Annotated in this window: 13 protein-coding genes; all 13 read right to left on the bottom strand. The window is 52.2% G+C overall.

The genetic code is table 11. From position 1 onward, the window contains the following. Window positions 1–106: 106 nt before the first annotated feature. Window positions 107–583, bottom strand: coding sequence for a hypothetical protein (locus ACNKH6_RS07075; protein ID WP_417914851.1), 477 nt, complete (start codon window positions 581–583; stop codon window positions 107–109). 158 nt (window positions 584–741) lie between these two features. After that, the gene (locus ACNKH6_RS07070; RefSeq protein ID WP_417914850.1) at window positions 742–1,077 is read right to left on the bottom strand and encodes a hypothetical protein; all 336 of its coding nucleotides are present in this window, start codon (window positions 1,075–1,077) and stop codon (window positions 742–744) included. A gap of 17 nt (window positions 1,078–1,094) precedes the next feature. Further along, window positions 1,095–1,445: a hypothetical protein gene (locus ACNKH6_RS07065; RefSeq protein WP_417914849.1), complete on the bottom strand. Its 351-nt coding sequence runs from the start codon at window positions 1,443–1,445 to the stop codon at window positions 1,095–1,097. A gap of 204 nt (window positions 1,446–1,649) precedes the next feature. Then, window positions 1,650–4,466 carry a right-handed parallel beta-helix repeat-containing protein gene (locus ACNKH6_RS07060; RefSeq protein ID WP_417914848.1) on the bottom strand — a complete coding sequence of 939 codons (2,817 nt, stop codon included), beginning with the start codon at window positions 4,464–4,466 and terminating at the stop codon, window positions 1,650–1,652. A gap of 20 nt (window positions 4,467–4,486) precedes the next feature. After that, window positions 4,487–4,618, bottom strand: a complete 132-nt coding sequence (locus tag ACNKH6_RS07055; RefSeq protein ID WP_417914847.1) for a hypothetical protein — start codon at window positions 4,616–4,618, stop codon at window positions 4,487–4,489. A gap of 129 nt (window positions 4,619–4,747) precedes the next feature. Further along, the gene (locus tag ACNKH6_RS07050; protein ID WP_417914846.1) at window positions 4,748–5,164 is read right to left on the bottom strand and encodes a secondary thiamine-phosphate synthase enzyme YjbQ; all 417 of its coding nucleotides are present in this window, start codon (window positions 5,162–5,164) and stop codon (window positions 4,748–4,750) included. An 82-nt stretch (window positions 5,165–5,246) separates the two neighbouring features. Continuing rightward, window positions 5,247–6,686, bottom strand: a complete 1,440-nt coding sequence (locus ACNKH6_RS07045) for an MSCRAMM family protein (RefSeq protein ID WP_417914845.1) — start codon at window positions 6,684–6,686, stop codon at window positions 5,247–5,249. Between the two features lie 84 nt (window positions 6,687–6,770). Beyond that, window positions 6,771–7,160, bottom strand: coding sequence for a hypothetical protein (locus ACNKH6_RS07040; protein ID WP_417914844.1), 390 nt, complete (start codon window positions 7,158–7,160; stop codon window positions 6,771–6,773). Window positions 7,161–7,283: 123 nt separating this feature from the next. Continuing rightward, the gene (locus ACNKH6_RS07035) at window positions 7,284–8,174 is read right to left on the bottom strand and encodes a hypothetical protein (RefSeq protein WP_417914843.1); all 891 of its coding nucleotides are present in this window, start codon (window positions 8,172–8,174) and stop codon (window positions 7,284–7,286) included. A gap of 12 nt (window positions 8,175–8,186) precedes the next feature. Further along, window positions 8,187–8,354, bottom strand: coding sequence for a hypothetical protein (locus ACNKH6_RS07030; protein WP_417914842.1), 168 nt, complete (start codon window positions 8,352–8,354; stop codon window positions 8,187–8,189). 9 nt (window positions 8,355–8,363) lie between these two features. Beyond that, entirely contained in the window at window positions 8,364–9,380 is a 1,017-nt protein-coding gene (locus ACNKH6_RS07025; protein WP_417914940.1) for a radical SAM protein, read from the bottom strand. A gap of 299 nt (window positions 9,381–9,679) precedes the next feature. Continuing rightward, window positions 9,680–10,012: a PqqD family protein gene (locus ACNKH6_RS07020; protein ID WP_417914841.1), complete on the bottom strand. Its 333-nt coding sequence runs from the start codon at window positions 10,010–10,012 to the stop codon at window positions 9,680–9,682. 32 nt (window positions 10,013–10,044) lie between these two features. Then, window positions 10,045–12,734: C25 family cysteine peptidase (locus tag ACNKH6_RS07015; RefSeq protein ID WP_417914840.1), on the bottom strand; the 2,690-nt coding region annotated here is incomplete at its 5' end.

The raw sequence follows: 12,734 nt of genomic DNA, 5'->3' as shown, positions 1-12,734 counted from the left end.
TACAATTTTTTGAATCCGGTTTTAAAAATTCCATGTTGAGGACAAAAAAAAGCCGCGCCATCTCCAAATGGCACGGCCTTGCTGAACAGGGATGGCGGAAAAAATATCACTTGCCCTGCCCTGCTCCATTCTGCTGGCCCATCGGTAGCTGCGCCGCCGGGAAGGATGCATCCATGATTCCCTGCTGCATCTGCTGAAGCTGGATACCTTTGATCTGGCCGCTCACTTGCGCGACGATTTGCGGCATCATCTGCTGCTGGAATTGATTTGGAAAATTCCACGGACGCATCTGCCCGATCACCGCCTGCACCATCTGCGGCTGCAAGACAGGCCGGTAGGCGTTTTGCCCATACTGAAACATGTTGTTGTAGATGGAATTCATCATCCTGTTCGGCAGCTCATTTTTGACCGGCATGGCCGCATACTGCTGCTGCATGGTCTCCTGCTGCATTTTGCGCACCATCTCGTCAACAGTCTTGAGCATTTCTGGATTCAGCTCGACTGAACGCGCAGGCGCAGCTAATAGCAGCAGGCCAGCCGCAATCATTCCTGGCAGCAGACTTGCGCCGTTTTTTCTGAGCATCTTCATTTCCGCCCCCTTTTTTTTCATAGTGAAGAAATATGCCGCACATCATACCGTAGCACACAGCAAGCTATCCAGTCAAGCGCGGCTGCGGAAACGACAACGCCGGTGAAGCGCAGGCTTCTCCGGCGGCAGGAAAAAAAACGTGCAAATTCAGCTCACGAACCCGGCACAGGAATCGGACGGGAAAGAATATCCTGCATGAATCCTGCCTTCAGGATATTGATATTCTTCTGCATCATCACCGGCTGGATCACGCTTTGCAATTGCAGCTTGGAGGAAAAATCCTGCATCTTCTGGCCACGCATTTGATCTTTGGGCGGCATTTTCTGATACAGATCAACCATGGTCTGTTGCTGCATCTGCATAATCATGCTGTTGATCATCTGCATGCTGGCATCATCAACCGGCGCGGCGGCTGATGCCGAAGCTGCCCAACCGAATGCTGCTGCTCCAAGAATAAACCCTATGGCTGTTTTCTTCATAGCCTTCATTTGTGGTCTCCTTGCTGTCACTTCTGAGTGGTCACGCTGCCGCCGACATTCTGCGCCATCATCTGCATCTGGAGCGGTTTGATCTGCTCGCGCATTTTGATCAGCATTTCCGGCTGAATCTTGCTCTGCATAAAGTTCTGTGAAGCGCGCTCCTGCATGTATTTGCTCATCATCTGCGGTTTGAACAGCATCGCACGGTAGTTCTGATCAACCATCTGCTTTTGCAAAGCAAGAATCGCCTGCATAGCTTGCTGATCAAATCCGCCGTTTTGCTGTTGCTGTTGTTGCTGCGCCTGCTGCGCGGATGCGGCCCCGGCGATCAAGAGACCGGCAACTGCTATCCCCAGCGCGAGCTTTATACCTTTCATTTTCCTACCTCCTCCTCATAATGAAAAACTATGGACAAAAAGCAATCCTTTGTCCGCTGCCGCCGGACACCGCGCCCGACTGTCTGCCTATTATACTGCATCCCCAGCCGCTTGTAAATTCTCTCCGCAGCTTCATATCTATGAGATACGGCAAGCAGAGGCATTTGTCAAGAAGACTTGCAGGGGAAAATTGCCGGTGACCACTTATTTGATCTGAAACGGCTTGCGCCCGGCAGAGCTGCCGACCATCCCTGCTGACGGGCCAAGTTCCGTGTAAAGCTGGACATCTCTGCCGCCGTTGCCGCTGACCGTGTTGCCATCCATGAAGATTTTTGCCAAGGCTTCATGCGGATAGCCAGTGACGATCCCGCCGATCCGGCTGGCGTTGACATCTGTGCTGTTGCCGCTGACCGTGTTGCCCTGCACAAACAGATCGCTCCGGTTCAGCGAAGAAATAAAAATGCCGGAACGGCGGTTGCCGCTGACCGTGTTGCCGCGCACGCTCAACTTGCTGCCGGGAGCGGCCAGCGCGGCGGCGGCATCGCCGGGATTGACCGCAATGCCGACAACATTATCGCGCACTTCATTCCCTTCAATCACTGGATAGGCTTCCTCACGCACGCCGATGCCGATGTAATTGCCGGTGATGGAGTTCAATTTCACGGTCGGCGTGGCCAAACCGCGCACACCGATGCCAGTGACTTTGTTGTTGGAGATGTTGTTGTTGTAGATCGTCCCGCCTGCGCCAAGGCCGTTGCTCACGCCGACAGCATTGTCATAGATGTAGTTGTTGTGGATTTTTGCGTTCTCGGTGAATTTTTTCTGCCCGTGAATGCCCACGCCCACATGCTTGTTGCCGGTGATGCGGTTGTCAACGATCTCCGGTGAGCAGTTAAGAATCTGGATGCCGTGGCCAAATTGGCCTGCGCCGCCGCCGGTTACGGTGAAGCCCTGCACCCGTCCGGTCGCTTTATTGTCGAGATAGACAATCAGCACCGTCGCTTGATCGCCAGTTTTGCCGCCGCCGTCAATCACCGGATTGCCCACGCCAATCAGATTGACCGCCTTGTCAATCACGATATTCTCTTTGTAGGTTCCGGCTTGAACAATAATATCCTCACCGTCCTCTGCTGCGTCAATCGCAGTTTGGATGGTAGGATATTCGTCCGGCACTGATCTTTTGCCTGGGACTCGGCTTTGCTTCGTGCAGAAATACGCGCTGTCCGGCTCGCTGATTTTTTTGCCATTGCCGACAGACAGCTGGACGGTGTAGCAGCCCGGCGCATCGGCAACAAAGGCAGGCCGCTCTGCGGCAGGGGCGGAGAGCGTCGCTTGGCTGGCCGCAGGTTTGCGGGCCAATGTCCAACGATAGGTCAGCTCGCTGCCATTCTGCTTGTTTTTGTCATACGCTGTCAGCGTGACGGTTTCGCCGACACTGACCGGCTCTTCCGCTTTGGTGATTTTCGCCTCTGGCGGTTTATCCGGGTCTGCCGTGATGTTCAACGTGATCGGTGCGCTGCGCAGCCCCCAGCGATCTGCGACGGTAAGCTGGACAGCATATTGCCCGCCTTTATCCGCTGTGAAAGTGCAGGTGCCGTCTTTCTGCGGCTGCAATGAGGCGGCGCTCTGCGGCGGCCTGCCAGTCAGCCGCCAATCCCAGCGAAGTTCATCGCCATTCGGATCAAGACTGACCGCGCCATTCAGCGTCACCTTGTCTCCGGCATAAACCGGAGTTTTGAGTGCCTCAATCTGCGCTTTCGGCGGCTGATTGGGCGGCCTGTTCTCCGCTGTCGCCTCTGGCCCGCCATAGGCTCCCATGTCGTTGATGTCCGCGCCAAGAGACGGCCCGAAATGCCGGTCGTTGAATTGTGCCGCCGGATCGCCGTGGTCAATGGCGGGCGAACCAGGCCGCAGGTGATAATCGTGCTGGGACGGATTGACAAAAAGCGGATCGCCAAGCATATTTTTGCTTTTCTCCAGCGTGGCCTGATCTTCGTAGCCGCCGAATTGCAAACGGATATACCACAAATAGTCAGGATAGAAACCATCGGCCCGGTTGTTGGCGTACAGCAGATTGTAACTGTAGCCGCTGCCGAACGATTTGATGCCTGCCTCGCCGTTGCCCGCGACAATGTTGTTTTTAATTTCCGGCTGAGGCCGCTCTTTGCCAGCCTGCGGAGCTGTTCCTGATGACTCAGCCACAGAAATTCCGGCCAAGCCGTTGTTGGCGATGGTGTTGTTGACAAGCTGCATTGCGGTCTGACCGCAGCGCACTCCGGCCTCGCCGTTGCTGTAGATCAGGTTGTTGACAACCCGGCCTGTGCCTAATGCCGCGTTGACACCAGCTTTTTTATTCGTGTGGATGGCATTGCCGACCACTTCCACCTGCGAAGGCCGCTCGCCGCCAATATTGATGCCAGCCCAGTTGTTGCGGGTGATCAAATTGCCCCGGATCACTGCTGAACTGTTGTCTTCCAAAAAAATTCCCGCCTTGCCATTAAGAGCGAGAATGTTGGCGGTGACAGTGAGTTTGCAATTTCGGGCATAAATTCCAGCGGCATTGTTGCCAGTGATCAGGCAGCCGCTGATTGAAAGAGCGGCGGAATCGCAATACACGCCCGGCCCGACATCAGCATCAGGCATAATGAACGGCGGACTGCCGCCGGTGATGGTGAAGCCGTCTATGGAGGCGTTGTCGGCAGCAAAGATCACATAGCCGCCGCGAGTGCTACCATTGATGATCGAGCCGTATTTGCTGGAATCACGCTCAGTGAAGCTGGTATTCCAGCCGCCTTCCAATTTCATGCCGGGCCGGAGCATGATATTTTCAGCATACATGCCTTCAGCAACCCGCACAGTATCACCAGACGCGGCTGCGGCAATCGCTGCGCTGATGCTGGGATACTGATTTGGCACCAGCAGCAGATTTGCCTCAGCAGCATATGGCAAGCTCAAGCTACAGAGAAAAAATACAGACAGCAGCGCGGGCAGGCCGCGCCAAACAACCTTTTCAGTCCTCATGATGGCGTGATAGATGCGGTTCAGAAAGAAAACAACTCAGAGTTCTCTAAAGCTGGAGAACGCTGAACCCGCAGTTTTAGCCACATCAGCACCATCAAGCCGCTATCCAGGCAGGTCGGCATTTGATCGCCCGCCTTGCTTTTCACAAACATTACTCTCCCCCTCCTGATTTTTTTGTCCCAGAAAAAGCCGAATCTCCTTATTCGCGCTTCTTCCTTGCTCTCCCGCCTATACAATAAAACAACGCGGCGCAGATGGACAGAAAAAACAGAAGCAGGCGGTCATTCGCCGATGATTTTCACCAGCACGCGTTTTTTGCGCCGTCCGTCAAATTCACCGTAGAATATCTGCTCCCACGGCCCGAAGTGCAGCTTGCCCGCAGTGACCGCAATCACGGCTTCCCGGCCCATGACCTGCCGTTTCAGATGGGCATCGGCATTATCTTCATAGCCATTGTGGCGATATTGATTAGTCGGGGCATGAGGGGCGAGCTTCTCCAGCCATACTTCATAATCATGATGCAGGCCAGATTCATTATCATTGATGAAAACAGAGGCGGTGATGTGCATGGCGTTGACCAAACATAAGCCTTCTTTGATGTCAGATTCAGCCAAACATTTCTCAACTTTCGGTGTGATATTGATGAACGCACGCCGCTCTTGGATGTCAAACCAAAGTTCTTTATGGTAACTCTTCATAACTCTTTTCAAGATAGATGAAAAAACAAGTGCGGACAAAATTTATTTTGTCCGCACTTATTGTGCTTAACAGCTTTCTCGACTATTGTCCAGGACAATACGCTGGTGTTCCGTCGGCCTCAAAACAGTTGCATGGCATAGAAGTGCCATTTGCATCTGAACACCGTTTTTTCAACAGCAGCACATTGTAAATATGGGCGAAGTTGAACGGTTTGAATATACCGTTTACGCCGGAAGATCCCGCAGGAACGGAAGTCGCCTCAGTGAAGTTAGTTTTGTTGGCGTACCATGAGAGAGGAGAAAATTGTACCTTGTAGTCCCCTGCTTGAAGTTCTCCTGTACTATATTGACCTTGTGCGTCAGTCACAACAGAGGTCACTGTTTGCTTACTGCTGTCATATATTGTAACGGATACTCCTGAAAGAGGCAGGCCTGTACTGTCACTGACTTTACCAGAAATAGGCCCGCGATCAAGCACAGCATCAATGCCAGAGGAACCCGTTGTGATATCAACAGATTTTATTTTCGAATCACTAATATTGGAAGCATCTTGATACCATTCAGTCAAACCAGTTCCAATATTATTGATAAATTTTTCGTAAAACTGCACGAAATACGTCCCAGGAACCGGAAGCCCTTGAACCTGATATATTCCTCCATTGCCAGAAGTCGTGAATCCTCTGAAAGTATAAGAAGAGTCATATACAGAGATCAATGCGCCGACAACTGGCACATTACCTGCCTTATATACTGTACCGGAAATGCTGCCGCCAGTGGCAAGTTGACCGTTGGTGGTGCCAGTTCCCCCCGCTGCAACGGAAGTCGCCTGATCTGCACTATAGACGGTGTTCGTCGGGGCGGCCGACACAGCATTAGAATACCATACGGTAGTATATTCAGTTTGATAGGCCCAAAAACGCACCTTGTAGTTGCCTGCTCTTAATCCGCTGATTGTGTAGTCGCCTCCAGTTGTAGTCGCTGCGTCTGAAGTCCTCACCCATGTTATGCCGTCTTCAAGATATGCCTGTACATAAACTCCTGGAATGCCGGTGGCAGGTGCAGGGGCTTGGGTCACTTTACCTGTAATTGTCAGACCAACATTGAGCTGCGTCTCGCCTAAATTTGCTCCAGCTGATGAAGTCAAGGTGATGACATCGCCATTGCCAAATTCCTCGACCACAGAAGCGGGCGAGGAAGTATTGCTTTTGTACCATCCACCGATATAATTAATCCCGATGGGGAAAAAACGCACTTTATAATTTCCTGTAGTCAAGCCTGTCAGCGTAAAGACACCAACCGTGTTTGTCCGTACGGCTTTCACAAGGGTAGTTGCATTGTCAGCACGATATACGCCTACTGCCAAATTCTGTAGCAAAGCTTGCGTATCCGCTGCCTTTACGGTGCCTGTTATTGTGCCCGCCGCTGTTTGGGCCGTCGCAATGGTAGGGCGAAAAAAAAATAAAAAGGCAAACAACAACATGGCTGCCTTTCGTAACAGGATGTGCTCCGCTTGAGGTCTCATGTTAGATTCTCCGTAAAAAATTCACAAAAAATTATAACTGGCTGTTCTCAATATAAGATAGAAAACACAAAAACTGCAAAGAAATTATCTCGTTGGCGGGCATAAGCCTTTTCCCCTTTGAGAACTTATTTTTTTTCCAAGACAGGAGAACAGAATTCGGCTGACCATCAGCACTGCGCGCAGCCGCATGACAGGAGCAAGAAGGGATATCACCTCATTGTTTTTATCGGGAAAAAAAATACGCTCAACACGGCCTAACACCTGTAACGCAGGAATAAAACCGTCAAATCCAGCGCAGGCATCACCTTTGGTCAGCAGCTGCGGCACGCCGTTTCGGCTGCGCCGCCAAATCAGCCGGTGAATGAGCGGCGTGTTTCGGCTGCTGCGGATAAAAAGGATGTCACCGAGACGGGGACTTGCCTGTCTCAAAGGGGCTACCTCCACCAGTTCGCCGCCTTGAAGCAACGGGCGCATGGAGCTGCCGGAAACCCGGATGTGCACGGTCAGGCCTTGCCGCAGCAAGGTGTGCACAAGGTCAAGGGCACCCGGCTCACGAATGCCGATGACAGGCGTGGCGGCGAGAGGCTTCATGCTCGCTCAGTCGAGCGAAGCGGCCAGCTCTGCGACGGCCTGCACCGCAGTCTGATCTGGACGAAACGCCAATTCATACGCTGGAATGGCCCGCAGCAGGGATTCGCAGACAGCAAGCCCCTTGTCAGTCCATTCTTGGCTGTACCACGGAATGGAGACAGTCTCCAGCAGGCGGCGAAGGGCAGCAGAGGGCGGCAGTTTTGAAATTTTTGTTTCTTGGGCTTGGCTGAGAAAAACTAAAGCGGACAGGGGCGCCGACTCATTGCGGGCAATCACTCCTGAGCCTTTCCATGGAGTGCCCCAGAGATGCCAACTATCATCCAATCGCCGCATAATGATCCGCTCTTCGCTGAAAAGCTGATTTTCAGGATGCGGCAACAGCAAATGGCTGAGGGTTGACTTGCCAGTGCCAGAGACAGCGGGAAAGACCATGCCTTTGCCGTTGATGGAACCGCCTGCTGCGTGAATGATCAGACCGTGGTGATTGATGAAGGTGTGCTGAAGGAGGAAACGGTTGAAGACCAGCTCGTACAGTTCGCTGTCTACAGAGGTTGCTTTTTGTGACAGCTTGTAATTAAAGCTACTGAACTCAGCATCAATATCAAGACACCATAGAAGGCTATTTCCATCTTCAGTAAAATGAAGCAACTGAAAAGTACTGTCTGATGTTTTTAAAAAAAAAGAACGACGATTAAAAAATATAATCTTGTCTGTTTGACAAGAAAATTCTTTTCGCAATAAACTGAAAGTAATATAGACTTCACCATGAAGTGGTAAAAAATGCTCAGTTGAAAAGTAATCAAAAGAATGCTGCCAGTCTTCTTTTGCAGATAATTGATGTAAACTGCAATATTCTACAGTCCTAACCGATAATCCGCCAATTATAATGGATAGCACGTATTCTTTTATTCAGGCGTTTTTAGACGGATCGGAATCACTACAACCAGAACTAATGCCAATTAGACACCCCCCCAACACTTGATCCGCAAATAATGCTACTGCGCTGAACTCAGGTTTTTCATACGACTTTTTTTGCGGAATACTATCTTCTTTTAATTCAAATTTCTGTTCTTTCATGATTGCACGTTATACTGTTATCTGTTGTTTACGATTGGCGGCATATTGACAATAAAAATCTGCTGCCTGTTCCGCATTACCTGTTTCTGCTGCACAATTACTCGGACAAGCTGTGCACAGCGGCCTGTCTTTGCAGCGGTTGCAGAAAAATTCAGCTCCCGCTTCTTGCTCAGAAATCAGTCTGCTAATGCTCTGCCATGCCGCCTGAAACGCCTCTTTGCCTTCAGTAATGTCAAAAGACGGCTGAAGCGTGATCAAGCAGGGCTGCATTTTTCCATACGGCGTGATGTGGCAGGATGACTTGCCTGCGCCGCAGCGATAGAGCTTGGTGGACGGCTCTGCTGGTGCAGTTATGCACATCCGCTCCCGTAATTTTTCAGCCACCTTGCTAATGCTCAAATCCGCCGCCGCCGCCTGTTCCGGCGCAAGGCGGAAACGCAAGGTGTCACGCAACGTTGCACCAGCATTACTGCGATTGCCGTTATCGCCGTTAGCTACCGCCGGAATGATTGAGCAATCATGCCGGAACTGCACACCCATTTCATCTGCCTGCTGCCAGAGCGCGGCCAAGTCCGCCTGATTCACGGTCAGCACCATTGTTTTCAGCCGCAGCCGCACATTGGCCTGACGCAGCCGCTCAACACCTTTCATGCAGGCGGCATAAGAACCTGCTGTCTGTGTCACAGCCTCAAAAGTATCTTGGCTGGCACCGTACAGCGTCACTTCCACCGCACGTGGCGGATATTCGACAAAGACACTGACAATCTCATCCGTCACTAACGAACCGTTACAGAACACTGTCACCAACAGGCCGCTGCGGACAGCGTAACGGTAAATCTCTACAAAGTCTGGGCGGATCATCGGATCACCACCGGTGATCGTCAGGAAAAGTACCCCTGAAGCAACCAGCACATCGAACAGGTTAATGACTGCTGCTGTGTCCAGCTCTTGATGCTTATCTTTGCGGATATACTCCTGATCTCCTAGATAACAATGAACACAACAGAAACTGCACCGTCGGGTCAACTCAAACGAAACAGCCAACGGAACACGAGCCTCAGCCGCCTTGGCAAGATAGCGGGCTATGTCATTTGATTCACGACCGAGGCAATCTAAAGATTCAATATCCAATTTTCTTGAAAAGAATTAACCTATTGAGCTGTAACTAGCATCAGGTATATTGCATGTATTAGAACTGCAATCGTTTAAAACCATATCCGCAAACAACTGAACCGCAACTATTGCTGGCTTTTCGTAAAGCCGCTTTTCTTGCCTCGTCTCCGACGGCTGAATCTCCTCTTGCATGGTCTCCCTCTCCTGTTTTTTCATAGATTGATATCAGCCGCCGCAATCAACCCCGCCTCCGCCAAACCGTCAGCTATTTCCAGTAAATCCGACGCAATCACATCAGCAGGGGCATCGTACTGCTGTTCCAGCATATCGCTAATTTCAGCCAAGCTGCGGGTGCCGTCCAACGCCTGCCAAATGAACGCCCCGGTCTCGTTCAAAGTGTAAAGATTGTCCATTGAGGCCAGCTCGCCAGATGTCGGCACCAGCAGGGTTTCATCCATCACCTTGCGGGTGACGATATTGTCAGCCTGACGAAACACATCATTCAACTGCACGCCCATTCCACGCTCCTCTAATCTGCGCCGCACCTTGCTGCTGCTTGGAGCGGCGGCACTTGAACTCACTGTTGCTGTGTCGGCATCCGCACTGCTGGATCACCAAGCAGGTTATAGATATCAAGGATATAAACATCTGCGCCTTTTTTCTCCTTCACATATGCCTGCTTGCCTTGCACCACCGCCTCGCCGACCGTCGGCTGCTCCTCGCTGAACAAACTGCGGTAGAAACCTTCTGCCATAATGTCGGCAAGATAATTCCGTGACAGCCCTGTTGCGCCGAAGAAAACCGCTGCTCCTCCATCTGCCCGCAGCACTGCGCTCTCACCAAGACTGTTCAAGAGCGGATAGCCAAAGCTGGCCGACGAACAGCTCATGCTGACCATCAAGGCGGGCGGGCCAACCGGGTCTGACATCTTTTTGATGTCATCTGCGGTCAGAAGGGCATTGCTCCTGCCCCAGCCGATCAACGAACTGTGGCCAATATAATGCACGATGCCAGTCCCTTGCCGCATGGACGTTTTAAGCTGACTGCTCGCCGTCGTGTTGCCGAGAGTGTCAACATCAAGACGTTTAACCGTAATCTGTTCCGGCATCAAGCCGACCACCTGATCGGCACTGGCTTTGAAATCGCCTGCCGCCGGATCAGACTTGTCATTCATGATGGTCAGCGTCTTGCTGCCAGCATGAGGAGACTGCTCGTATCTGATCACTTTATCTATATACCGCTCCAGCGCAGTTTTGTCAAACACTGGAATTCTGCCTACGGCAAATTCTGGCACACCGTCATTGCCGACCACATCAGCCAATGCGCTGTCGCTGGGGAAGAAGCCATCCGGGGTCTGCACCAATACGCTGGGCACCAGCGGCCAGCCATTATTGGGATACCCCTCTCCTTTGACGAGATAATTCTTGTAGTCATAAGAGCCATCGCCGATCAAGACGACGAATTTTGGCGCACGTTCCCACTTGGCGTAAACATAGGCCAAGAAATCATGCACCGCTTCCGGGGCTGCCAGACCGCTGCTGAACTCATCCTGCACATCTTCGATGTCAACCGCCATCGCGGTCAGCCCTTGGCCTTTGCGGTACTCAGCCAGCCGTTTGGCCGAATCAAGGAGATGCAGCGGGCTGATGATCAGATAATCCGCCTTGTTCGCAGTGCTGCGCAAGCTGGACGCTCTGTCAACGGTCAATGCTCCAGCAGCCGGACTGATGTTTTCGGTCACAAAATATCGGTGATCAGGCTTAGTTGCCACAACCGCTGTCTGTCCGCCATTCTGATCTTGGCGTAATTCCGTCCGCACTCGCACCGGATTATCTGGATGCGTGATATCCAGAGCCAGCACTGTGCTGCCGCTGAATCCACCCACGTTCACACGATTGGACTGACCACTGCCGAACATCAGCTCTCCCTGCTGCGCCTGATAGTTACGTTGATACGCCACCTCAATGGAGTCGAGATAAATCAGAGAATACGCTACACCGCTGTTGAGCTGAGAAACAATCTTTACTTCATTGCTGGCCTTGAGTAGATTGGCCGGAACTGCTTTACGAATCTGCCAATCGCCGGTTTCAGCTATTTCAGCTCCGCCAAGAGCGGTGCCATTAAAGACGAGAGAAACCTTGTACGGTGCCTTATCGCCAGTTTTGCGGCTGGAAATATTGACCAGATTAACTGTCAACTCCGCGTCACCGCTGCCGGTGAAATCAGGGGTAGTGACAAAATGGGTCGTCGTCGCCTCTTTTCTTGAGGCAAAGAGATATTCCCATGCCCAGAAATCTCTCACTGGTTTGTTGATATAGAGATGGAATGGCATGTGATTTTCTTCCGCTCTTGCCCGATCAGCAAAAGACGGCTCGGTGACAGCCCGGCCTTCACCGACAGCCTGCGGCGCAACATCCATCGTGAGACCTTTTTTGCCCAGCTCGATCCAATAGACCATCTGTCCGATGTCATTCCGTTTCGGAGCTTGGCCGTAGAACCAGAGCGCGGCTCCATTGGCGGAGAACAGCACTGGCACGGGTTTGCCCTGCGCCGTCACCAAGCATTTTTTCGCCTTCAGATGCTGCACTGCCTGCTGTTTTTTCATGCCTGCGGCAGCAGCCAGCTCGTCAGCAGTCAGCCGCACCAAGCCGTCTTTGGCGACAGCCAGCTTGAGCAGATTGCCGGTCTTGCTTTTCTTCTGCACAGCCAGCGTCTGCTCCACCTGCGCCATCGCCGCAAACTTTTCTAGCTGCTTATCCGCAACTTCCTTTCGGGCAAGACTGTATCCGGCAACTGAGCTATCCGCAGCCATCGCTTTGCTGACTGGCAGCCGCTGCTCAGGTTTGACCGTGAATGGCCCAGCGACAGTACCTTGCGCATTCACTGCCTCTTCAATCACACGGTAGGTGTGTTGTTTTCCCGGAACCGCGCTGGCATCCACATAGCGGTAGGTGCCGCCCATTGGCGGATTCAGCGTACCTGGCAGCAGTTCAGAAACAGCCTCGTAACCGCCAGTTTTCTCATTCAGACGTTCCAGCACGAAACCGATGGTTCCGGTTTCGCTATCGGTCGTCCACTCCAGCACCACACGGTTCTGCTCATCAAGGTATGCCTTGAAGGAGCTAATCAGGGCGTAGGTGGGATTGGAAGGAACAGTTATCGTCACCGTGGCCGTGTCGCAGACGCTCTGGTTGGGATTAGCCAGGCAGACCTGATAAGTGTAGCTGTCCGTGCCCGTGTAGCCCGCGTTCGGCGTGTAGGCGCAGC

It is taken from the genome of Candidatus Electronema sp. JM, from assembly GCF_048287415.1.
Lineage (GTDB): Bacteria > Desulfobacterota > Desulfobulbia > Desulfobulbales > Desulfobulbaceae > Electronema.
The sequence above is the reverse complement of the archived record's forward strand: the minus strand, read 5'-3'. Positions and strand labels throughout refer to the sequence as shown.